General features: G+C 56.5%; 22 protein-coding genes, 2 pseudogenes and 1 riboswitch. Of the genes and pseudogenes, 8 read left to right on the top strand and 16 right to left on the bottom strand.

The annotated features are described in order from the left end of the window. Window positions 1-2: 2 nt before the first annotated feature. The 5 genes from EAW52_RS05920 to EAW52_RS05900 form a co-directional block, all read right to left on the bottom strand. Window positions 3-3,140, bottom strand: a complete 3,138-nt coding sequence (locus EAW52_RS05920; RefSeq protein WP_122041770.1) for an efflux RND transporter permease subunit — start codon at window positions 3,138-3,140, stop codon at window positions 3-5. A gap of 14 nt (window positions 3,141-3,154) precedes the next feature. After that, on the bottom strand, window positions 3,155-4,369 hold the full coding sequence (locus tag EAW52_RS05915) for an efflux RND transporter periplasmic adaptor subunit (RefSeq protein WP_122041769.1): 1,215 nt from the start codon (window positions 4,367-4,369) through the stop codon (window positions 3,155-3,157). Between the two features lie 383 nt (window positions 4,370-4,752). Then, window positions 4,753-5,331, bottom strand: a complete 579-nt coding sequence (locus EAW52_RS05910) for a YceI family protein (RefSeq protein ID WP_026003820.1) — start codon at window positions 5,329-5,331, stop codon at window positions 4,753-4,755. Between the two features lie 30 nt (window positions 5,332-5,361). Beyond that, window positions 5,362-5,910: a cytochrome b gene (locus tag EAW52_RS05905; RefSeq protein WP_010795581.1), complete on the bottom strand. Its 549-nt coding sequence runs from the start codon at window positions 5,908-5,910 to the stop codon at window positions 5,362-5,364. A 196-nt stretch (window positions 5,911-6,106) separates the two neighbouring features. Beyond that, on the bottom strand, window positions 6,107-7,681 hold the full coding sequence (locus tag EAW52_RS05900; protein WP_122041768.1) for a flavin monoamine oxidase family protein: 1,575 nt from the start codon (window positions 7,679-7,681) through the stop codon (window positions 6,107-6,109). A 131-nt stretch (window positions 7,682-7,812) separates the two neighbouring features. Between EAW52_RS05900 and EAW52_RS05895 the strand changes: the two genes are divergently transcribed. Next, the gene (locus EAW52_RS05895; RefSeq protein ID WP_122041767.1) at window positions 7,813-9,216 is read left to right on the top strand and encodes an adenosylmethionine--8-amino-7-oxononanoate transaminase; all 1,404 of its coding nucleotides are present in this window, start codon (window positions 7,813-7,815) and stop codon (window positions 9,214-9,216) included. 56 nt (window positions 9,217-9,272) lie between these two features. Here the strand turns inward: EAW52_RS05895 and trxB are convergent, their stop codons facing one another. Both trxB and EAW52_RS05885 read right to left on the bottom strand, forming a co-directional pair. Continuing rightward, window positions 9,273-10,235, bottom strand: coding sequence for a thioredoxin-disulfide reductase (gene trxB, locus EAW52_RS05890; RefSeq protein ID WP_122041766.1), 963 nt, complete (start codon window positions 10,233-10,235; stop codon window positions 9,273-9,275). Window positions 10,236-10,413: 178 nt separating this feature from the next. Then, window positions 10,414-11,013, bottom strand: a complete 600-nt coding sequence (locus EAW52_RS05885; RefSeq protein WP_010795585.1) for a peroxiredoxin — start codon at window positions 11,011-11,013, stop codon at window positions 10,414-10,416. Between the two features lie 236 nt (window positions 11,014-11,249). Here EAW52_RS05885 and cysZ point away from each other — a divergent pair, with 236 nt between their 5' ends. After that, window positions 11,250-12,020 (top strand): sulfate transporter CysZ, encoded by a 771-nt coding sequence (gene cysZ / locus EAW52_RS05880; RefSeq protein WP_122041765.1) that lies wholly within the window; start codon window positions 11,250-11,252, stop codon window positions 12,018-12,020. A gap of 28 nt (window positions 12,021-12,048) precedes the next feature. Here the strand turns inward: cysZ and EAW52_RS05875 are convergent, their stop codons facing one another. Together EAW52_RS05875 and EAW52_RS05870 are read right to left on the bottom strand one after the other, a co-directional pair. Next, window positions 12,049-12,531, bottom strand: a complete 483-nt coding sequence (locus EAW52_RS05875; RefSeq protein ID WP_010795587.1) for a glutathione peroxidase — start codon at window positions 12,529-12,531, stop codon at window positions 12,049-12,051. A 126-nt stretch (window positions 12,532-12,657) separates the two neighbouring features. Continuing rightward, window positions 12,658-13,143 carry a peptidylprolyl isomerase gene (locus EAW52_RS05870; RefSeq protein WP_010795588.1) on the bottom strand — a complete coding sequence of 162 codons (486 nt, stop codon included), beginning with the start codon at window positions 13,141-13,143 and terminating at the stop codon, window positions 12,658-12,660. Between EAW52_RS05870 and EAW52_RS05865 the strand changes: the two are divergent. Next, window positions 13,112-13,412: pseudogene (locus tag EAW52_RS05865) on the top strand (DUF3565 domain-containing protein). The gene EAW52_RS05870 and the pseudogene EAW52_RS05865 sit on opposite strands and share 32 nt — an antisense overlap. A gap of 109 nt (window positions 13,413-13,521) precedes the next feature. After that, complete coding sequence (locus tag EAW52_RS05860; RefSeq protein ID WP_122041764.1) at window positions 13,522-14,451, top strand: acyltransferase; 930 nt, start codon at window positions 13,522-13,524, stop codon at window positions 14,449-14,451. Here EAW52_RS05860 and EAW52_RS05855 read toward each other — a convergent pair. Together EAW52_RS05855 and EAW52_RS05850 are read right to left on the bottom strand one after the other, a co-directional pair. Further along, a pseudogene (locus EAW52_RS05855) lies at window positions 14,433-15,219 on the bottom strand (MBL fold metallo-hydrolase). The gene EAW52_RS05860 and the pseudogene EAW52_RS05855 overlap by 19 nt on opposite strands. A 63-nt stretch (window positions 15,220-15,282) precedes the next feature. Then, entirely contained in the window at window positions 15,283-15,867 is a 585-nt protein-coding gene (locus EAW52_RS05850) for an ACP phosphodiesterase (RefSeq protein ID WP_122041763.1), read from the bottom strand. 82 nt (window positions 15,868-15,949) lie between these two features. Here EAW52_RS05850 and EAW52_RS05845 point away from each other — a divergent pair, with 82 nt between their 5' ends. From EAW52_RS05845 to EAW52_RS05835, 3 genes are all read left to right on the top strand, one after another. Then, window positions 15,950-16,915, top strand: a complete 966-nt coding sequence (locus EAW52_RS05845) for a 2-hydroxyacid dehydrogenase (RefSeq protein WP_122041762.1) — start codon at window positions 15,950-15,952, stop codon at window positions 16,913-16,915. 29 nt (window positions 16,916-16,944) lie between these two features. Next, complete coding sequence (locus tag EAW52_RS05840) at window positions 16,945-17,940, top strand: class I SAM-dependent methyltransferase (RefSeq protein ID WP_122041761.1); 996 nt, start codon at window positions 16,945-16,947, stop codon at window positions 17,938-17,940. Between the two features lie 56 nt (window positions 17,941-17,996). Further along, a riboswitch (yybP-ykoY riboswitch) is annotated at window positions 17,997-18,142 on the top strand. 37 nt (window positions 18,143-18,179) lie between these two features. Then, window positions 18,180-18,764 (top strand): TMEM165/GDT1 family protein, encoded by a 585-nt coding sequence (locus EAW52_RS05835; protein WP_162997597.1) that lies wholly within the window; start codon window positions 18,180-18,182, stop codon window positions 18,762-18,764. Window positions 18,765-18,834: 70 nt separating this feature from the next. Here EAW52_RS05835 and EAW52_RS05830 read toward each other — a convergent pair whose 3' ends face one another. The 4 genes from EAW52_RS05830 to EAW52_RS05815 form a co-directional block, all read right to left on the bottom strand. Further along, entirely contained in the window at window positions 18,835-19,656 is an 822-nt protein-coding gene (locus EAW52_RS05830; RefSeq protein ID WP_122041760.1) for a M48 family metallopeptidase, read from the bottom strand. A gap of 117 nt (window positions 19,657-19,773) precedes the next feature. Next, on the bottom strand, window positions 19,774-20,391 hold the full coding sequence (locus EAW52_RS05825; protein ID WP_122041759.1) for an SOS response-associated peptidase: 618 nt from the start codon (window positions 20,389-20,391) through the stop codon (window positions 19,774-19,776). A 67-nt stretch (window positions 20,392-20,458) separates the two neighbouring features. After that, window positions 20,459-20,719, bottom strand: coding sequence for a DUF2007 domain-containing protein (locus EAW52_RS05820; RefSeq protein ID WP_122041758.1), 261 nt, complete (start codon window positions 20,717-20,719; stop codon window positions 20,459-20,461). Beyond that, window positions 20,719-20,901, bottom strand: coding sequence for a CPXCG motif-containing cysteine-rich protein (locus EAW52_RS05815; protein WP_122041757.1), 183 nt, complete (start codon window positions 20,899-20,901; stop codon window positions 20,719-20,721). Before EAW52_RS05815 ends, EAW52_RS05820 begins: the two co-directional genes overlap by 1 nt. A gap of 159 nt (window positions 20,902-21,060) precedes the next feature. Between EAW52_RS05815 and EAW52_RS05810 the strand changes: the two genes are divergently transcribed. Then, window positions 21,061-22,227: a 1-acyl-sn-glycerol-3-phosphate acyltransferase gene (locus EAW52_RS05810; protein ID WP_010795599.1), complete on the top strand. Its 1,167-nt coding sequence runs from the start codon at window positions 21,061-21,063 to the stop codon at window positions 22,225-22,227. 51 nt (window positions 22,228-22,278) lie between these two features. Here the strand turns inward: EAW52_RS05810 and EAW52_RS05805 are convergent, their stop codons facing one another. Next, window positions 22,279-22,863 carry a YajG family lipoprotein gene (locus tag EAW52_RS05805; RefSeq protein ID WP_010795600.1) on the bottom strand — a complete coding sequence of 195 codons (585 nt, stop codon included), beginning with the start codon at window positions 22,861-22,863 and terminating at the stop codon, window positions 22,279-22,281. Between the last annotated feature and the right edge of the window lie 66 nt (window positions 22,864-22,929).

Genomic DNA, 22,929 nt, shown 5'->3' with positions numbered 1-22,929 from the left:
ACTCAATGTCTTCCCTCGGCGCCTGATTCCTGATCACGTGAAGCCTTGTCCTTGAACAGACTGCTGACCACGACGTAGAACATGGGAATCCAGAAGATCGCCAAAACGGTTGCGGTTACCATCCCGCCAATCACGCCCGTACCAACCGCATGCTGACTACCGGAGCTGGCACCATTGGAGATGGCCAGCGGAACCACGCCCAAGATAAAGGCCATGGACGTCATGATAATCGGGCGTAGACGCATCCGTGCGGCTTCTACGGCGGCATCGACGATGTTCTTGCCGCCCTCGTGCAATTCCTTGGCAAACTCCACGATCAGAATCGCGTTCTTGGCTGACAAACCAATGGTGGTTAGCAGGCCCACCTGGAAGAACACGTCGTTTGCCAAGCCTCGGAAGTAGGTAGCCAGGAGCGCACCGATCACGCCCAGCGGCACTACCAGAATGACCGCAATCGGGATCGACCAGCTCTCATACAATGCTGCTAGGCAGAGGAAGACCACTACCAGGGACAAGGCATACAAGGCAGGTGCCTGCGAACCTGAAAGTCGTTCTTCATACGACATGCCGGTCCAGGCAATACCAACGCCCTGCGGTAGCTCCTTGGCCATGTTCTCGATTTCGGTCATGGCATCGCCCGTACTGTAACCAGGCGCAGGAGAGCCCTGGATCTCGACAGACGAGATACCGTTATAACGCTCGAGCTTGGGTGAGCCGTAGACCCACTCGCCATGGGCAAAGGCCGATACCGGCACCATCTCGCCATTGCTGTTACGTACGTACCACTTGCTCAGATCTTCCGGGTTCATCCGTGAGTCGGCTTCGCCCTGTACATACACACGCTTTACGCGGCCTCTGTCGATGAAGTCATTGACGTAACTGGAGGCCCAGGCAATTGACAAGGTCTGGTTGATATCGGTCTGGGACAGACCTAGCGCACGGGCCTTTTCATCGTCGATGATCAGCTTGTACTGCGCTTCGTCATTCAAACCATTGGGGCGAGTCTGAGTCAGCTTCGGATTTTGTGCCGCCATGCCCAACAATTGATTCCGCGCCTCCATCAACTTCTCATGGCCAAGGCCGGAGTTGTCCTGAAGATAGAAGTCGAAACCGGTAGCGTTACCCAGCTCAAGTACCGCTGGCGGAACGATAGCGAAGATCATGGCATCCTTGATCTGCGACAGATAACCCATGGCGCGTCCGGCTACAGCACTGGCGCGATCCTTGGCATCCGGACGTTCCTCCCATGGCTTGAGCTGAACGAACGCAAGGCCGGAGCTCTGACCACGGCCGGCAAAGCTGAAGCCGTTGACCGTGAACATGGAGCTGACTGCCGACGGCTCGTTTTTCATTATCATTTCACGCATCTGATCCAGCGCAACCTGAGTACGGGCCGCAGACGAGCCGGTCGGCGTAGTCACCTGCACGAAAATCACACCCTGGTCTTCTTCAGGCAGAAAAGATGATGCAATGCGGGTAAACATGAATACCATGCCAGCCAAGATCACGACGTACACCAGCAGGAACGGTACCTTGTGACGGATAACAGTAGCGACACTGCGTTCATAACGGTTCACGCCACTGTCGAACTTGCGGTTGAACCAGCCAAAGAAGCCACGCTTCTCGTGATGATTCTTGTCGACCGGCTTGAGGATCGTGGCACACAGCGCTGGCGTCAGGATCAGAGCGACCAGCACCGATAGGGCCATAGCGGAAACAATTGTGATCGAGAACTGCCGATAGATCACCCCGGTCGACCCGCCAAAGAAGGCCATCGGCACGAATACCGCTGACAGCACCAGAGCAATACCCACCAGCGCGCCCTGGATCTGGTCCATGGACTTGCGGGTCGCTTCCTTGGGACTCAGCCCCTCTTCTGCCATGACCCGTTCGACGTTTTCCACCACAACGATGGCATCGTCCACGAGCAGACCAATCGCCAGCACCATCCCGAACATGGTTAGGATATTGATGGTAAAGCCTGACGCAAACAGGATACCGAACGTACCCAGCAGAACGACCGGAACTGCAATAGTCGGGATCAAAGTGGCTCGGAAGTTCTGAAGGAACAGATACATCACGAGGAATACGAGCAGAATCGCCTCGCCCAGTGTCTTGACCACCTCATGAATGGAGGCAGTTACTACAGGTGTGGTGTCGTACGGATACACCACTTCCATACCTTCGGGCATGAACGGCTTGAGTCGTTCAATGGTCGCACGAACGGCCTTGGACGTATCCAGAAGGTTGGCCCCAGTTGCCAGACGCAGCGCCATACCCGACGCAGGCTTGCCGTTGAACTGAGCGTCGATCGAATAATTTTCACCGCCCAGCTCGATACGTGCGACGTCACGCAGCCGCACCTGGGAACCATCGGGATTGACCTTCAGGAAAATGTTACCGAACTGCTCTGGGGTTTCCAGACGGGTACGGCCAATGATCGTAGCGGTGAGCTGCTGGTTTTCAACGGCAGGCAGACCGCCCAGAGAGCCCGAAGCCAACTGGACGTTCTGGCTCTGAATAGCATTGGAAACATCGCCAGGAATTAACTGATATTTATTCAGTTTAGCCGGATCCAGCCAGATACGCATGGCGTACTGCGAGCCGAAGATCTGGAAATCACCTACACCCGGGGTCCGCGCGATGGGGTCACGCATGTTGGATACGATGTAGTTGGACAGATCTTCACGAGTCAGGGAGTCGTTGTTTGACACCAGACCCACCACCAGCATGAAGTTACGCTGATACTTGGCCACCCGAAGGCCCTGCTGCTGCACCTCCTGAGGCAGAAGCGGTGTCGCCAGCTGCAGCTTGTTCTGTACCTGAACCTGCGCAATATCCGGGTCCGTGCCTTGGTTAAAGGTCACGATAATGGTCATGCTGCCGTCGGAATTGGACTCTGAAGAGAGATAACGCAGGTTGTCGATCCCGTTCATCTGCTGCTCGATGACCTGGACGACCGTATCCTGAACGGTCTGTGCCGACGCGCCGGGATAGCTCACCTGGATCGAAACAGCCGGTGCCGCGATGTTTGGGTACTGGTTGATCGGTAGGTTAAGAATGGCGAGACCGCCCGCCAGCATGATCACCAGGGCAAGTACCCAGGCGAAAATGGGGCGGTCAATAAAGAATCTTGACATCGACAGCGGCTCCCTTATTGCTGCTTGTCGGCACTACCCTGCTGAGCAGGTTGTGCCGAATCGCCAGGCCCAGCCACATTGGTGGCCGGCTTGGTCGTAACCGAAGCACCCGGGCGAATACGCTGCAGGTTTTCCGTAATCAATTGGTCGCCCGCCTTCAGGCCATCGGAGATCAGCCAGTTGGTGCCGATCGTACGCTCGGTCTTCACGGTACGCTGCTCAACCTTGTTGTCCGGCGTAACGACCATCGCTACGGCATTACCTCTCAGGTCGCGCGATATGCCCTGCTGTGGCGCCAGGATAGCCGTCTGACGGACTCCTTCCTGCAGTTGCGCACGTACGAACATGCCTGGCAGCAACAAACGGTCAGGGTTGGGGAATTCTGCACGAATGGTAACCGAGCCGGTTCCCTGATCCACGGACACCTCAGAGAACTGAAGCTTGCCCAGATGCTTGTATTCGGAGCCGTCTTCCAGCATCAGCTTCACCTGGGCGGCATCGTCACCCGCCCGCTTGATCAGACCGCTGTCCAACTCGCGCCGCAGACGAAGCATCTCGGTGCTGGATTGCGTCACATCCACGTAAATGGGGTCAAGCTGGTTGATGGTAGCCAAGGCAGTAGTCTGATCGGCAGTTACCAACGCACCCTCAGTTACCAGTGAGCGGCTGATCTGTCCTGAAATCGGTGCCGTTACCTTGGTATAGGCTAAATTGATCTCCGCAGTACGCAAATCAGCCCTGGCAGTCTCCACCTGGGCTTCGTTCTGCTTGAGAGTCGCCTGGGCGTCATCCGCTTCCTGGCGGCTGATCGCTTCGTCCTTTACCAAGGCAGCATAGCGCTGGGCCTTGAGCCGGTTGGACGCCATGGTCGCCTGCGCCTGTGCCAAGGTGGCCTTGGCTGCATTCAGGTTGGCCTGATAGGTGCGAGGATCGATCTGATAGAGCTGCTGGCCAGCCTTGACCTCAGAACCTTCCTTGAAGTAACGCTTTTGGAGAATACCACCGACCTGAGGTCTGACTTCCGCTACACGGAATGCCGAGGTCCGGCCAGGTAATTCAGTGGTCAGAGTAACAGGCTGTTCCTTGAGCGTAACCACGCCCACTTCAACCGCTTGAGGCTGTTGTTGCTGAGCCTGCTGATCCTGATCCTGCTTACCGCATCCATTGAGCGTCAGCGTCGCCAGCAATAAAACCGGGACAAAATAAGCATGCGCCGACTTGATGTGCATATCGGAGTCCTTGAACAAAACCTTTGAATAGGGTGCTAGGCAACGCGACGCTATGCGGCCGCATCATTCTTGGCAGATTCTTGTGATCACCCAATATACTTACGTACATGGTTGTTTGTAAACAGGAACAAGTCGCCTGCGGGGACTTATCCAAGCGATTGAAAAAACCATTTGGCATCTTGCTCCTGAGCTTTCAACAGACCCGCATTCGATGTGATGCGTTTCATGGTTAACAGGCTAGAGCACTGCTGAACTTGGTTATTTAGCCTAGACAGTGTGCAGAAGTTATGAAGATTTAAAGGCTATTATCACGTTTGTCAGACTAGGCCCATAAAAAAAGCGCAGCCCTTGCGGAACTGCGCTTTGTGTATCGAAATATTTAGTTACTGGCGTACACCTTCCAGTGACAGGGTCAACTCAACCTCTTGCGAAGCCGGACCCAGGTCACGTTGGATGTTGAAATCCTTGAGCTTGAGCTTGGTCGAGCCTTCAAATCCGGCGCGGTAGCCACCCCACGGGTCATTGCCCTGCCCCATCAGCTTGGCCTTGATCACGACAGGCTTGGTCACGCCGTTGAGCGTCAGATTGCCTTCGATGTCAGCTGCATTATCACCTGTCGGCGTCACCTTAGTGGACTCGAAGGTTGCCGTCGGATGCGCTGATACGTTCAGGAAGTCGGCGCTGCGTAAATGCTTGTCACGTTCGGCATGGTTGGTGTCAACGCTATCGGTCTTGATCGTAACCTTCACCTTGTCTGCAGACGGATTTTTTTCGTCATAGGTGAAATTGCCGTCAAAATCCTTAAATGTCCCATAGAGCCAGCTGTAGCCCAGGTGCTGAATACGGAACTGAATAAAGGCATGCTGCCCTTCCTTGTCGATCTTGTAATCGGCGGCCATGGCGTGGCCGGCGGTCAACAGTGCAGTTCCCAATGCCAGAGCAGCGAAGCTTTTCTTCAACATCATGATGTCTCCCTTCTAAAATAGGTCACGTCATGCCCGGCGTCGGCCGAACATGCGTAACAATGTGGCATCGCGGTCGATAAAGTGGTGCTTGAGCGCGGCAAGTACATGCAGTCCGCTCAGAATGATCAACGTCCAGGCCAACCAGAGATGAATCGCCCCAGCCCAATCAGCCTGATCACGCAACCCACTGACGGTAGCCGGCACATTGAACCAGCCAAATACGTTGATCGGTTGGCCTTCAGCCGTCGAGATGAAATAACCGGCGACCATAACGCCCAGCATGAGTGCATACAGCGCCAGGTGGCCAAACGTGGCAGCCAATTGAGTCGTTCGGCTTCCTTCGATGGCAGGCGGCCGGCTGACGAAACGCCAGACGATACGCATGAGCAGAGCAATCAGCAGAATGATGCCGATGCCCTTGTGAATCTCGGGTGCTCGGTGATACCAGGGACTGTAGTAATCAAGTCCCCGCATCCACAGTCCAAGCCAAAAGAGGGCAACGATGGCGATCGCCATCACCCAATGCAGGGTTACGCTGACAAGCCCATAGCGATGCGGATCGTTACGCCAATTCATCATGAATCCCCTTGTTCATGCTGCTAGCAAGCCTAGCGATAAACGTATCGAAATGAAGCGGAAAAAGTTGCTTTAATCGATCGTTTTATTAGATAGAACAAGATGACAACGCTGGCTGAACGGAAAACATAGGCGCTAGAGGGGTAAGGTTAGAAGACCGCCGGGCAGGACGCCAGGCGGTGAAACATGTCGTAAATCAATGCATCCAGGAGAACATGCGAGAAAAGAAGCCCTTTTTCTCGTCAGTAGCTTTAGGTGCTGCGTCAGGCGCAAGGCTGGCAGGCTTGGCATCGGTAGGCTTGGTCTCAGGCGCAGCGGATTTGCCTGCTGCGAGATCTTCGACCTGTCGAGCGGCCCGCTGACCGCTGGCCAAGGCGCCTTCCAATGTCCCCGGATGCAGCGCATCGGTATGCTCGCCAGCAAAGACGACGCGCCCCTGAGGCTGCTCCCATACACGCCAGTAACGGCTGACCTGCCCCGGGCCATAGGCTAGATAGGAACCACCTACACCTGGGTCGGTGCTGTAGCGACGCACTTCGTAGCCGGAAAATGCACCGCGAGCCTTGGGATAAAAAGCGTTCAGACGGATCAGGACTTGATCTGCCAACTGGCGATCTCCGAACGCCTGCATCACACGGGCATTATCACCGGACAGGTTGATCAGCACGTTGGCGCCACCTTTCACGGCCGGCTCGATCCACAGCATGCCCAGCCCCTGATCACTATAGATTTCGCCAGACAGACGAGATTTGCTGTCCCAGACCGGCGTCTTGAACTTCAGAAGAATCTGGTCTCTCCATCCATAGTTCGTGCCTTTGAGTGCAGCCCGCTGTGCCTCGGCCAGTTCCGGCGTCATTTGGATCGAGCTTAAGGCACGCAGGGGCACTGCCATGACCACATAATCGGCATGGTATCCCGTAGGCCCTACCTTGACGGTCACGCCATCCTTGTCCTGCGTGATAGCCGACACCTTGGAGTTGGGCTTGAGCGTCTTGATCTGCTTGACAAATGCCTGGGCCAGCACGGTACTACCACCCGGCAGACGGGCCGCACGCAGATCGGCGTCACTGATATCCCGGTAGGCGCGGGTCTGCTGAGCCAGATACAACAGCGACAGGCGCGATGGCTCATCATAGCGGCTACGGATACGCTGATTGATCAGTTTGCGCGCCAATGGCGGTAGGTTCTGCTTATCCAGCCAGCTGGCCACGTTCGTCTGATCCAGTGCGAACAGGCCTTTTCCAGCGGTCGGCTTGAGCGGATCGCTGATTGATGCCGCAAGCTCATCCAGCGCCTTGTCGACGCGCTTGAGTGCAGCGCTCACGTCCGGCATTTTTTGGGCAAGATCTTCTGGCGAATAATACTGCCCATCGATTAGATAACCCGGCGTGCGCACATAGCTAGGTGCATCGACCGTCTTGATCTTGAAGGTATCCAGATAGCTATTGAGGGCCGGCTGAGCCTTGGCATTACCGATCCACTCACTGGTCGCCAGCGCTGAACGTCCGCCAACACTGGGCTTGGCTTCAAGTAGCGTCACCTGCCAACCGGCTTTTTGCAGCTCATAGGCCGAGGCCAGACCGGCCATGCCGGCGCCGATTACGATGGCCGACCGGCCATTACCTTTGGCAACAGGCTGCTCCGCTTCCTTTGCGGTCGGTTTTTCCGCATGCTTTTCAACATGCTTTTCCACCTTGCCTGCAGCCAGCGCAGATACGCTGAACAACCCATAAACAGCAAGCGCTCCGAGACGCGCTACACGTACCGACATCTTTCAGACTCCTCAGCCCCAACGGCGGTGCGCAGCATACGCCAGCGAAGCGGCATCCACTAGACGCGCCTTGCTACCGTTCGGAGCATTGCATAGGCTTGCCAGTCAAATGTGTTTGGAGGATGACCTTTATGGGCCTGAATGCCGAGTGGATGCAGCGTGACCTGGATGTGTTGTGGCATCCCTGCACTCAGATGAAAGATCATGAGCGCTTGCCAGTCATCCCAATCAAATCTGGTCGTGGTGTATGGCTGGAAGACTTTGAGGGCAACCGCTATCTTGATGCGGTCAGCTCGTGGTGGGTCAATGTATTTGGTCATGCCAACCCACGTATCAACCAGCGGATCAAGGATCAGGTTGACCAACTGGAGCATGTGATTCTGGCCGGCTTCAGCCACCAGCCTGTGATCGAGTTGTCCGAACGACTGGTACAGCTGACCCCGGCGGGCCTTGATCGCGTTTTCTATGCCGATAACGGATCGTCCTGCATCGAAGTTGCGTTGAAAATGAGCTATCACTACTGGCTCAACAGTGGAAAGCCAGAAAAGAACAAGTTTGTCACCTTGACCAACAGCTATCATGGCGAAACGGTAGCGGCGATGTCGGTAGGCGATGTTGCGCTTTTCACCGAAACCTATAAATCGCTCTTGCTGAATACCTTCAAGGTTCCCAGCCCCGACTGTTATCTGCGCCCGGAAGGCATGGATTGGGAAACGCATTCCCGCGCCATGTTTGCCCATATGGAGCAGACCCTGGCGGAGCATCATCAGGAAGTAGCCGCTGTCATCGTCGAGCCGCTGATTCAGGGCGCTGGCGGTATGCGCATGTACCATCCGGTTTACCTGAAACTACTGCGTGAGGCCTGTGACCGCTATGGCGTGCACCTTATTCACGACGAGATCGCCGTCGGCTTTGGCCGCACCGGAACGATGTTTGCGTGCGAGCAGGCCGGTATCCGCCCGGACTTCCTGTGCGTATCCAAGGCCCTGACAGGCGGCTATCTGCCTCTTGCAGCCTGCCTGACTACAGATGATGTCTACCAGGCGTTCTATGATGAATACGATACCCTGCGTGCGTTCCTGCATTCCCACAGCTACACAGGCAACCCGCTGGCCTGCGCCGCTGCCCTGGCAACGCTGGATATCTTTGCAGACGACAAGGTAATAGACGCCAACCAAGCACTGGCTGCGCGCATGCAACAGGCCACCCGGCATCTGGTGGATCATGCCAATGTCGGCGAAGTGCGCCAGACCGGAATGGCTCTCGCTATAGAGATGGTTCAGGACAAAGCCACCAAGACGCCATTTCCCTGGCAGGAACGACGTGGCCTCAAGGTATTCCAGCATGGACTTACCCGGGGAGCCCTGCTTCGTCCGCTGGGTAACGTGGTCTACTTCTTGCCGCCCTACATCATCACGCCGGAGGAGATTGATTTTCTGGCCGAGGTCGCCAGTGAAGGAATCGACATAGCCGCTCGTGAAACCGTACAGGTTCCAGTGAGCAGCTTTTATCCGAATCATCGCGATCCAGCTTGATTCAGCCAAACAAAAAAGCCCCGCACAAGCGGGGCTTTTTCATGAAGCCACAGGGCTTACCAGAGGTTATCGCCCAAGCCATCGAGGTAACGCTCGACATCCAGCGCAGCCATACAGCCAGCGCCCGCCGAGGTAATCGCCTGACGGTAGGTATGGTCGGCGATATCACCGGCAGCAAACACACCCTCAATGCTGGTTGCCGTAGCATTGGACTCACGGCCGCCCTTGACCACTACATAGCCATCCTTCAGCTCAAGCTGACCTTCGAACAGCGAGGAGTTTGGCGTATGGCCAATCGCGACGAACAGACCGGCAACCTGGATTTCATCCATGCTGCCATCGTTGTTCTTCAGGCGAACACCGGTAACGCCCATATTGTCGCCCAGCACTTCGTCTACAGCTGCGTTGAGCTTCAGCTCGATTTTGCCTTCGGCCACACGGGACTTCAGCTTGTCCTGCAGAATCTTTTCAGCGCGGAACGTATCGCGGCGGTGGATCAGCGTGACTTTGCTGGCAATGTTGGCCAGGTAAAGCGCTTCTTCCACTGCAGTGTTACCACCGCCCACCACAGCCACTTCACGATTACGGTAGAAGAAACCGTCACAGGTGGCGCAGGCCGATACGCCCTTACCCATGAAGCTCTCTTCGCTGGTCAGGCCCAGGTAACGGGCACTGGCGCCGGTTGCGATGATCAGTGCATCACAGGTATAGGTGCCACTGTCACCCTTGAGGGTGAAAGGCTTGTTGGCCAAATCCACACCGTTGATATGGTCGAACACGATCTCGGTTTCAAAGCGCTGGGCATGCTCACGCATCCGCTCCATCAGCGCAGGCCCTGTCAGATCGTGGGGGTCGCCCGGCCAGTTGTCTACCTCGGTCGTGGTAGTCAGCTGTCCGCCCATCTGCATGCCAGTAATCAGTAACGGCTTGAGGTTGGCGCGTGCAGCATAGACTGCCGCGGTGTAACCGGCAGGGCCGGAACCGAGAATGATGACTCGAGCATGACGAACTTCAGACATGTTTGTCTCCATGCCGCGCATAGGGCGTCGGCACACGTGCTAATAATAAAAAGGGCTGTCGAAGCACCAGGGGAAGGCTTACAAAGTCGACAGCCCGCGAACCGTGCGGGATTTCCCGCTTATTATCCAGAACCTTGTTCTGGATGGCAGGTCCGTGTAGGACCTGCCTGCCCAATAGTTACAGATTATGAGCATTCTCAGCTAGGTAGTTGGCGACGCCCTCTGCGTCGGCCTTCATACCTTTCTGCCCCTTGCGCCAGCCAGCCGGGCAGACTTCGCCATGCTCTTCGGTGAACTGCAGTGCCTCAACCAGACGCACCATCTCATCCACCTCCCGGCCCAGCGGCAGGTTGTTGACCACTTGATGCTGCACGACGCCTTCCTTGTCGATCAGGAAAGACGCTCGCAACGCCACGCCATCCGAATGCTCGATACCATAGGCGCGAACTACTTCGTGCTTGACGTCAGCCACCATGGTGAACTCGACCGGGCCAATGCCGCCCTTCTCTACTGGCGTATTACGCCAGGCGTAGTGCGTGTAGGTAGAGTCAATGGACACACCAACGACCTCTACGCCCAGCTCACGGAATTTAGCGATGCGGTTATTGTGGGCAATGATTTCCGACGGGCAAACAAAGGTGAAATCCAGCGGCCAGAAGAACAGCACAACGTATTTGCCACGCAAAGTGGACAGCTGGAAGTTCTCGACGATAGTACCGTTAGCTAGAACAGCTGGAGCTGTAAAATCCGGGGCCTGCTTGTTTACCAGAACGCTCATTAGCCTCTCCTTAACGCGATAAGGCAGCAGCCTACGCGGCTTGCCGCTTTGGATAAAATGGCGAGTTTCAATCCAAATCATAGGCATAACCTATGCGGACCCGCCTGATGTCGGACACTATGGTACGCCACAACGCACATCCCTAGAATCACGTCACGGCTGTTTACAGGTCACTATTGGCATTCGACCGTAATAAGGCTTCATTATTGCGCTCTTACTCGCTACCGGAGTTTTGAATGAGCAAGCCTTTATCCGGCCTTTTGTATTTCAGTGAAGGCCTGAAACTGATCCTGCGGCCTGGCCTGCGTCGCTTTGTCGTGCTGCCCCTGTCGATCAATCTCATCCTGTTCATCGCAACGATCAGCTTTGCGCTAAGCAAGTTCAATGGCTGGGTGCATCATCTGATGCCCTCCATTCCTTCATACTTAAGCTTTCTGGATTATGTACTGGTACCGTTGCTGTACGTTTTTTTCTTCGTACTCGTCCTGTTCATGATCTATTTCACGTTCACCATGGTGGCTAACATCATTGCGGCGCCTTTCAACGGCTTTCTCTCTGAGAAGGTTGAGGTCGTGGTACGCGGCCAGGACGACTTCCCGCCGTTCAGCACGGGAGAGTTAGTTGCCATCATTCCCAGAACCATGGTGCGGGAATTCAAAAAACTGCGGTACTACCTACCCCGTGCACTGGGGTTATTGGTGCTCTCGTTCATTCCAGGGCTTAATCTGATTGCTCCACCGCTTTGGCTGCTGTTTGGCGTCTGGATGATGGCGGTGCAGTACATCGACTATCCAGCGGACAACCACAAGCTGGGCTTTACCGAAATGCTGGCCTGGTTACGTAGCAAGCGGACACGCTGCCTGGGATTTGGCGGAATTACGTACCTGGCCCTTTTGGTCCCGGTCGTGAACGTGCTGTTCATGCCTGCAGCAGTGGCCGGCGCGACGCTGTTCTGGGTCAGAGAGGGTGGCGCAAAGGCATTGCCTGCAGCGGGGGAGCCTCGGTAACTGCGCGGCTCGCCCCGCCGCCTTTGCGCTAGGGAAGCGCTTTCTCGATGGCCTGAACCAGATTGGGATCATCCGGCGCAGTTCGTGGGCTGAAACGAGCCAGAACCCGGCCATCGGGACCTACCAGGAATTTCTCGAAATTCCAGGTGATCTCTCCGGGAAACTCCGCACCTTCACCAGCCAACTGCCGGTACAGGGTATGACGTGTCGGGCCGTTTACCTCGATCTTGCTCGACAGAGGAAACGACACGCCATAGTTCGTGCTACAGAATTGTTGAATATCCGCATCGCTTCCAGGCTCCTGGCCTGCGAATTGATTGCATGGAATGCCCAGGATGACCAACCCGCGGTCGCGGTAGGTCTGATACAGCGATTCCAGGCCCGCATATTGCGGGGTCAATCCGCATTTGGATGCCACATTAACCACCAACACCACCTTGCCTTTGTAAGGTGCCAGGGGGAGATCCTTCCCATCCAGCCCTTGCAAGGTGAGATCGTGGAACGCACTCATGATGTGCTCCTTGTGAATACAGTAGGCGTAAAAAAAGCGTCCGACCGGGCTGTTCCCTTTCGGACGCTCTCGCTTGGACATTCTAGTGTGGGTTCGTTCCCGCCACACTAGGATTTCCGTCGCGTTTTAGTGCTGATGACCACCTTCACCGTGTACGTGACCGTGAGCGACTTCTTCAGAAGAGGCATCACGCACGTTCACAACCTTGACCTTGAAGTTCAGGCGCTGGCCAGCCAGCGGGTGGTTGCCGTCAACAGTCACGTCATCGCCATCGATGTCGCGCACGGTAACGATCTGCATGCCGCCGTCTGGACCGGAAGCGTGGAATTGCATGCCCACTTCCAGCTCGTCCACACCTTCGAACATGCTGCGGTTCAGGGTAGCGACCAGCTCAGGGCTGTACTCGCCATACGCATCTTCAGGCTCGACGGCAACGTTGAGCTCATCGCCAGCCTGCTTGCCTTCAAGCGAACGCTCAAGGCCCGGAATGATGTTGCCTGCACCGTGCAGATATACCAGCGGGGCGCCGCCAGCGGAACTGTCGATAACCTCACCGGCGTCGTTGGTCAGGGTATAGTCGATGGAGACCGCTTTGTTGGCCGCAATCTGCATGGTAAAAACCTTTGAATAAGATGAATGAAAGGTCAAGTGTACGCGGCAATCGCCCCGATTGCGACCCACCGCCATCAAAGCAGACGAGTGTCATTCTGGATTTTTATCAGGATGAAGAGGGTCATTGGGTAGTTTTATTGAGTTGTGGACACAGCCAGCACCTCCGCCACGACCCACCCTGGCAAACCCGTACCTGGGTAACCGACGAGGCGCAGCGCTTGAAGCATATCGGACAATCATTTCCATGCGGCTGGTGCGCCAAAAGCTGAATGGCATGAGGCCAATCCGGTTTAATCCTGCCGTGAGCGCTTATGAAGCATGTCTCCCGACGCTGGCTTGTTTTATGATTTGCCGCCTTTTTGCTGTTGGGAACGCTTGATGCTTCATTATCTACCTAGCCTGGTCCGTGGTCTTGTGGGCGGCCTGCTCCTGGCGGTCAACACCCTGTTCTGGTGCTGGCCGCTGTTTGCCGTAACGCTACTCAAGCTGTGCCTGCCCTTCCCGACTGCACAACGGCTGTCCAGACGCCTCATGAATGCCATCCACGAGGCCTGGATCAGTGGCAATCATCTCTGGATTCGCCTGACGGGTCGCATCCACTGGGATGTCCGCGGGCTCGCCAGCCTTGATTACAAACACTCCTATCTGGTGACCAGTAACCATCAGAGTTGGGTTGATATCTTTGCGCTACAGTACCTGATGAATCGCCATATCCGTCCGCTCAAGTTCTTCCTCAAACAAGAGCTTATCTGGGTGCCTGTCATTGGATTGTGCTGGTGGGCACTCGACTTTCCCTTCATGAAGCGCTATTCGAAAGCGTATCTGGCCCGCCATCCCGAAAAGCGTGGCAAGGACCTTGAGACTACGCGTCGGGCCTGCGCGCGCTTTCGCGATACGGCGGTGGGAATCTTCAATTTTCTGGAAGGAACCCGTTTCACCCAAGCCAAACATGACGCCCAGCGCGCGCCGTATCGTCACTTGTTGAGCCCGCGTGCGGGCGGTATCGCCTTTGTGCTGGATGCGATGGGAGAGCAGTTGCATTCGCTGGTCAACGTTACCATCCACTATCCCAACGGAACGCCGAGCCTTTGGGATCTGCTCTCCGGCCGGATTGCAGCCATTGTCGTGCGTGTCGAAGAGATTGCCATCCCCGCAGCCTTTCTGGGCAAGAGCTACGACCTGGACAGCGAATACCGCGCAGCCTTTCAGGCCTGGGTTAACCAGCTTTGGACAGCCAAGGATGAACTGCTGGAGCGGCTACATCAGGAGTATCCGCCCAAGCATTACCTTCATGCAGGCAAGCGATAGTCTTCCTGCGTCATTAGGTCGATCCCGCACTCCAGGGTTTCGATCCAGTCCAGAAACGCCTTGATCACGGGTGGCGACGCAAAGGGCCGCCCGTGCTGAGGCACGATCATGGCAACATTCATTTCCCTGACCATGCCTGCCCATAGCCGGCAGGCTTTGTTGCAGGCCATGTAGCGTCGATGAAAGCACTCCATGCTGGGCATGTGAGCCTCGAAATTCTCGACCGGTGCCGCATTATCCACGAGTGAGGCACCCATATCGCCCGAAAAGAGAATTCGACTGACAGGATCGTATAGCTGGAAATTACCGACTGAATGCAGAAAGTGGGCGGGAACGGCCATGAGGGTGCATCGGCCCAGCCGGAAAAGATTGGCCCCGATCAGGCAAGGGTATGATTCGCTCAAAGACCGACAGGTTGTGACTAATGGACAGATAGCCAGCCGTCAAATGAGGCAGAAAGCGTGCCCACAGCTTCGAGCAGATGACCTGAGCCCGCGTATGCAGCAGCCATTTGTCCAGCGCCGCGATAATGCCGGGGTCCTGGTGCGATGCAAAGATATAGGTCAGATCCTGCAGCGGAATATGCCTGGACAGCTCCAGCGACAGCGGCGTATAGGTCAGATCACCGCCGGGATCGAATAGTAGATATTCATCATGATCGATGATGAGAAACTGGTTGGATTGCACTCCGTCTCCTGTAACCAGGCTATCGAAGCACAAACATTTATGGGAGCCGTTATCAAACAGCACAATTGGATCGCGGCGCATAGGGACCTCGCGTAATAGCGCGGTGACTCTATGCGCACAAGCCGTTGTGCATGTTGACCTGAATCAATAGCGATCCCGCTGCGCCTGACGAACGAACGCCAGCAGTTCGGGATAAAAGTCAAAGAAGTCCTGCTCAAGCAGCGCATAACGTGCTTCTACTTCCGCAAAGGCGCCCTCAAAGAGTACAGGCCGGGACAGTCGACTCGCCATACCATTGATGACCTGTTCGATGATCCCGAACTCCTGATAACTGCCTAGCCAGTCCTGAGCTGCCATACGCGGCGCGATCCTCGCCAGCCGTGGCGGCAAATCAGGCTCCGACAGCAGAATACGATAGAACCGCGCAATAAAAGCTTCCAGCGGCTGGTCGGCGTAAGCAGCCCAGTGCCGGCTGAGGCAGTGATCGAAAAAGACATCGACCAGGATACCGCTGACGCGCCGGCGCGCCTCGGGAAAGCGTGCACGGGCACGATCAATCAAGGGATGGCTGTCGGTAAAGGCATCAATACGGCGATGCAGGCGGATAGCCTGTTCGATAGCCAAGGGCCAGCGATTATCGAGAGGACCTTTGACGAAGTCACCGTAAAGACTTCCCAGCAGCTGTTCACGATCTGAACCGCCAAGATGGAGATGAGCGAGATAATTCATGCCTGTCAGCTTACTACCTTGCCCCTGCGCCAGGGGCTTCTGCTAGGCTGGCAGTTCCGGCCAATAATCATAAGGACACCCCATGAGCCTAGCCCGTCGTGCCGCCTTTCTGGATTATGCCTCATTGGACCTGGGAGATCTGGATCCAGCTCCGTTGAAGGCAGTCTTCAGCGAATTCCACGTCTACCCGGCCACCGCGCCTGACGAGATTATCGAGCGCCTGCAGACGGTGGAGGTGGCTATCGTGAACAAGGTCAGCCTGACCGCTGACTGCCTTTCTGCATGCCCATCGCTCAAGCTGGTACTGGTCAGCGCCACCGGCACCAATAATGTGGATCTGGACGCAGCACGCCAATATGGGATAACCGTCTGCAATTGTCAGGGGTACGGCACGCCTTCCGTTGCACAACACACGCTCGCGCTCCTGCTGGCCCTGGCCACGCGACTGTCGGATTATCAGCGCGATGTTCAGGCCGGACGTTGGCAGGAAGCCAAGCAGTTCTGCCTGCTCGACTATCCCATCATGGAGTTGGAAGGCAAGACGCTTGGCATCCTGGGTCACGGTGAGCTTGGCGGTGCAGTTGCTCGCCTGGCGGAAGCATTTGGCATGCGTATCCTGCTGGGTCAGTTGCCTGGACGGCCAGTGCGCGAAGGCTACATACCGCTGGAAGCGCTACTGCCCCAGGTAGACGCGTTGAGCCTGCATTGCCCCCTTACCGACGCCACGCGCAACCTGATCGATGCTCCGCAACTGGCTGCCATGAAGCCCACCGCTTTTCTGATCAATACGGCTCGAGGCGGTATCGTGAACGAACAGGCATTGGCCGACTGCCTGCGGAGCGGTCATCTGGGAGGCGCCGCCACGGACGTCCTCACCCAGGAGCCGCCAAAAGACGGAAATCCCCTCCTCGCCCACGACATTCCCAGGCTTATCGTGACGCCTCATAGTGCATGGGGAAGCCGGGAGGCTCGCCAGCGGATCATCGGTCAGCTGACCGATAACGCAACCGCCTTTTTTGCGGGCGCGCCGACTCGCACGGTCTGCTAAGCTTCGCGCTTTTTTTACCGAGGACGCCCATGGATCCACGCAGCGAAGTCCTGCTCCGTCAGCCCGAGCATTTTCAAGGCCGAACCTTGCTGGCAGGATTACCTGCAGATGATCTATTGAGCCACCTCCCGGAGGCACATGGCTGGACCTGGCATGCAGGCGATGAGGCCTATTTCCAGGCTCGCTTTCCCGGGAGAGTCGACTTCGGAACCTCTACACCTGCTCAGCCATACGATACCGCCGTACTATTCCTGCCCAAGTCCAGAGAGCTGACGGATCACCTGCTCAGCGTCTTGGCGGCCATGGTCCCTCAAGGGACACTGTATGTGGTAGGCGAAAAGCGGGGTGGAATCGAGCGGGCTGCCAAACAGCTGGCTCTGCTGGGGGCCGCCAGCAAGCTGGACAATGCTCGGCACTGTCAGTTGTGGAAGGTCTCACATCCTGAGGCAGCCCCCGTCATGCTGCATGAGCGGGCCGAGCGCTTCGAGCTGGATGTTGCCGGTTCAATGCTGCATGTAGTCAGCCTGCCAGGTGTGTTCAGCCACGGGCGGCTCGACAAGGGGAGCGCCCTTCTGCTCGAACACCTCGATAATCTACCTGCTGGTGCGCTGCTGGATTTCGGATGCGGCGCAGGTGTAGTAGGTGCATCGCTCAAACAGCGCTATCCCCAAAATGACCTTCATATGCTCGACGTGGACGCATTTGCGGTAGAGAGTAGCCGCCTGACCTTGGCTGCCAACAAACTGGACGGCACCGTATTGGCTGGCGACGGTATCGCTGCGGCGCCCATTGGGCTGGCCGCCATTATCAGCAACCCGCCGTTTCACCAGGGCGTACATACACATTATCAAGCCAGCGAGACCCTGCTACGCGAAGCCGTCCATCACCTGCGCCCAGGCGGCGAGCTGCGTATTGTGGCCAACAGCTTTCTCAGGTATCCCCCGCTGATCGAGCAACATCTGGGGCCCTGCAAGGTATTGGCAGAGCGTGACGGCTTTCGTATCTACCAGGCCTTCCGCCGCTGATAGAGACAGCGTATCGCTCTTTTGAATTGCACCTGCCTGGATGTTTGGGCAGAATGCGCGCCGTCCTAGGGGAGTAGTCTCTGGCCATCAGCGCCAGGCGTCCGTCAACATACTTGGTCCTCGACCATGGCGTTCGCGACCTGCGGGTTTGACAAGACCTATGACATGCAGCCTTTACCCGGGGTGGGAAGGCATGCATGTCATTTGTCTAATTAATGCCCGCCCCTTTTGGAAACCTGATGGAATCCCTGTTAGTCCCTACGCTGGTCGTCGCCCTTGCAGAAATAGGTGACAAGACTCAGCTGCTTGCTCTGCTGCTGGCTGCCCGATTTCGTAAGCCCTGGCCTATCATCATGGGAATGGTGGCTTCGACGCTGGCCAACCACTTTGTTGCCGGCGCCGTTGGCAGCTGGGTCAGCCGCTTCTTCAGCGAGACGGCCCTGAGTTGGATTCTGGCGATTTCATTTGTAGCCGTCGCCCTCTGGACGCTGATCCCGGACAAGCTGGACGAAGATGAGGCATCAGGCCTTAAAAAAAGCTCTGGACCTTTCCTGACAACGCTGGTGGCGTTCTTCCTGGCGGAAATGGGAGACAAGACACAAGTCGCCACGGTGATGCTGGCGGCCCAATACCCTCATTTCATTCTGGTCGTCATGGGCACGACACTGGGCATGCTTGTGGCCAACGTACCCGTTGTACTCGCAGGAAACTTTGCCGCTGACCGGTTGCCATTGGTGTTGATCCGCCGACTTGCCGCTACAGCATTCGGCATTCTGGCTCTCGCGGCGGCTTATCACGCGCTTGAGCTAAGCGGTGTGCTCTAACTTCTTCTCTGAATACAAAAAGCCCCGGCCATCAAGCAACCGGGGCTTTTTATCTCGATGAAGCCGCCTGTTACGACTTGCGGCTGGCCTCGTAGAACGGCATAACCCTTGGAATCGCAGCTTCCAGGTTGGCCATCCGCTTGTCATCGGATGGGTGGGTACTGAGTATCTCTGGCGATTGATTGCCATTGCTCAGTTTGGCCATCTTCTGCCAGAGCGTCACGGCGGCATTGGGGTTATAGCCAGAGCGCGCGGCCAGTTCCAGGCCAATAAGGTCAGCTTCGTTCTCGTTGGAGCGGCTGAACGGCAGGCTCAGGCTAACCTGAGTGACCTGATCCGCCAGCTGCATGCCACCTTGACCAATGCCCAGCAGCGCCCCGCCAATGCTCTGTCCCATCTCGATGGCATAAGCGCGGGACATCTGTTCGCGGCTGTGTTCACGCAACGCATGGGCAATCTCATGCCCGATCACGGCTGCCAGTTCGTCGTCCGTAGGCTTTAGCTGATCAAGCAGGCCGGTATAAACAAAGATTTTTCCACCCGGGCCGCAGTTGGCATTCACTTCATCATTCTGGAGCACGTTGACCTGCCAATCCCAGTTGGCTGCATCCGCCCGCAGCGCAGACGTATGAGCAATCAACTGCTTGGCTATTGCCTGTACTCGCTTGCCCTGAGCCGTATCGTTGGCCAGCTTGCCGGCGTTTTTCGCCTCGGTAACCGTCTTCTGGTACGACTGCGAGTACATCTGGTTGACCTGATCAGCCGACAACATGCTGAACATATACTGCTTACGCTCAACCCCAACAGCATTTCCGCTAGTGGTATTCACCGCCTGACATGCGCTGAGCAGTACTGAAAGCGAAAGACCGACGATGGGTAAAACACGACGCATGACACTCTCCTGATTGCGCGACTGCGCAGATGGTAGGTCGCCCCGCCAGTCTCGACAACTCCTACCGACCAAGCGACGAGTGACACGGCTAGCAGTTCGGCATTGCCAGCCCAACGACTAGAGCGGCGTCAGGCACTCCGGCCCGTCTACTGAGGGATCATTCACAATACCGGCAAGCACTCTCTCACGCAGCGGCATTGAGGGCTTCAGCAGGATCTCATTCAGGACGTGCGGCTCTGTCGTGGGCGAAAGCCAGGCGTCCCGTTCGGCCTCGGCCAGCACCAGCGGGCGACGGAGTCCTCCGGCGGGCTGAGTCAGCATGGCCACACTCAAATAGACCTGCCCCATGACCGGATAGGCCTCCCAGATGCCTGCAAAGAAAGCCAGCGGCTCGCCATTGATCATCCAGAAGGCCCGCTTGCGCGAAGTCCCTCGCCATTCATAAAACCCATTGGCCAGCAACAGGCAGCGGCGCTGGGCAAATGCTTCGCGAAACATAGGCTGATCCGCTACCGTTTCCGCCCGGGCATGGGTGGGCGTGCGCGAGAGATCCGTGAGCCAGGCGGGCGTCAGGCCCCAACGGCCACTGTCGACACGACACTCGCCCTCATGGTGCCGCATGAATAGCACCTGGGCATGGGGAGAGATGTTCCAGCGCGGCTGATAGTCCGCTGGGAAACCGGTCATCCGAGTTACCTCGGGAGGCCAGCGAAACAAGGCGTAGCGTCCAGACATACACAACCAGGCAAGAAAACAAACAGGGCGATTCGGTTCGCTTTTTCAGGCAAAGCCGACTACCGGTTCAGCACAATAACACGGCCGGCCCGCTGTCCGGGTCTTCACAAGGCAATGGCTGAGCAGCGTTGTAATCGGCAATCAGCTCGCGGGCGCGCGGAGCATCTGCATCATGCACGGCAATTCCCAGCAGCCCAATAGCAGGCAACTCGCCAATGGCGCCTATCAAATGGCGCCCCGCCAAATGCGCGTCAATACCCTCACTATCCAGCATGGCCAGCAGCATTTCTGCCTCCAGGAGATCTCGCGGCTCATAGATCCGGAGCATCATTCATCCTCTCGCCGACTTTCGAGAGACCATGTCATACCCTCTGTGTGTAAGATAAAAAAGATAGGTCTGCGACAGACGGGGCAATCCTCATAGTACGACTGATCGCCACCCGACAGGTCTACCACCGCCTCGGCAGGTTCTCCGCAGTAAGGACACTCATACGGTTGGCTTTCCAGCATAATGGGCTCCTAATAGGCTCCGGCACCGTGTTTTTGCGATGATTGGAATCGCCAGGGGCGACATTAACGCCGTATTCGGCTTGCATCTCTCGCTGCGCGCTCTACTATGGCCGCCACTTTGCGACACGTGTCGCCACTTGTTATTAAAAAGAGAACGATATGGGCGAGTTCGAAGCCATTCGACCCTTCAACGATACAGAAGTCCCTGCCGTCTTGGCCCGACTCATCAATGATGAGCAGTTTATCGACATCCTGACCCGCTACCGTTTCCCCAAACTGTCCAGCCCGTTTGGATGGCTGTTAAAGCCTATGCTGCGCCATCGGCTGCGTCAGGAAGTGTCCGGTATCACCAGCGTCAGCATGCTTCAGGACAAACTGGAGCCTTATGTCGATCGTACGATTGAGAAAGCCACCGATGGTGTGACTTATTCGGGCCTGGATAATCTACGTAGCGGCTGTGCCTACTTGTTCATGGCTAACCACCGTGACATCGTCATGGACCCGGCTTTTGTAAATTACGCTGTGTATCATGCTGGGCTGCCAACCCCGCGCATCGCCATTGGCGATAACCTCTTGCAGAAGCCCTTCGTCAGCGACCTCATGCGCTTGAACAAGAGCTTTATCGTCCACCGCTCCATCACCGGACGGCGTGAAAAGCTTGCGGCGTATCAGACGCTTTCGGCTTATATCAATTACTCCATTCGCCAGGATGGCCAGTCCGTCTGGATCGCCCAGGCCGAAGGCCGGGCCAAGGATGGAGACGACCGCACCGATTCAGCCATCCTCAAGATGTTTCACATGGGCTGCAAGGACGACTCCTTTGCCGATATGGTAAAGGCGTTGCACATCGTGCCTGTGTCGATCAGCTATGAGTATGATCCCTGCGATCTGGCCAAGGCCCGTGAACTCTATATTCGTGAAACCACCGGCACCTATGCCAAGGCGCCTGGCGAGGATGACGTCAGCATTGCCCTGGGCATCACGGGCTACAAGGGACGCGTGCATGTGGAGTTTGGCGAGATGCTGACCGGCGAATTCAGCGATGCCAAGCAGCTGGCAACCGAAATGGACCGCCGCATCCTGACCAACTATCGACTTTTCCCTGCCAACCACCTGGCCTATGAGCGCTGGGACGGCCGTGACGAGTCACTGACCGTACCCTCGGCAGAAAGCCTGTTCCCAGCAGACGAGTTGGCTGAAGCTCGGCAGAAGTGGCAGGAGCGACTCAATAATTGCCCTGCCGAATACCGCCTGCAGATGATCCGCCAATATGCCCAGCCTGTACTGAACAAGTATCGGCTCCTGGCAGGGCGACCACTGGATTAAGTTGGTTGAATCAAAAAAGCCCCGTTGCCGGGGCTTTTTCAGATAACAGGCTTACTGCCCGTTAAGAACCTGGGCGATGGTCTGGTCCTTGAAGACACGGGTCAACGCATCGCTCAGCACATCGCTTACCAGCTTGGTATTGGTTGCCGTATTGGGTGCCATACCGAAACGCTGCTCCAGCGAGGCGCCATAGCGACCACTGTAGCCACGCATGCTGTTACGCACATCCACCTTGAAGGTTGCGCCAATATTGGCCGAGGTGACGTACAGCTCCTTGGGCGACTGATACTTCAGCTCTGCCAAGGTCAGCGTCAGCTGGGGAGCATTGTAGGCATTGGGCGTTGGCGTGAAGCCCAGCAGACGAACCGCTGATTCCGCTTCAGCCTGAAGTTTTGGAATAACATCGTTGCTCTGGACCGACACGGTACTGGTTTCAGGATACAAACCGCCCCGAGTTCCCAACGAGAATGACGAGCGACCGTCCACGACACGTACCGAAACAGGCTGCCCGTGCCCGACCGCAGCGATTGGGGCTGTCAATTTGGGTTGCGGACTCAATTGCTGTGGACTGCTGGCACAGCCGGCAATAGCCAGTCCGGCAACAGCGATCAGACCAAGCAACAAGCGATTGCGCATGCTCTACTCCATCTTCATGTGGGTCGTTGATGGCAGGCAGTATACCCAGCCCGTGAATGCCTGACA

Source organism: Pseudomonas sp. LTJR-52, assembly GCF_003691465.1.
Taxonomy (GTDB): domain Bacteria; phylum Pseudomonadota; class Gammaproteobacteria; order Pseudomonadales; family Pseudomonadaceae; genus Chryseomonas; species Chryseomonas luteola.
This window is presented reverse-complemented; position numbering and strand designations above follow the sequence as displayed.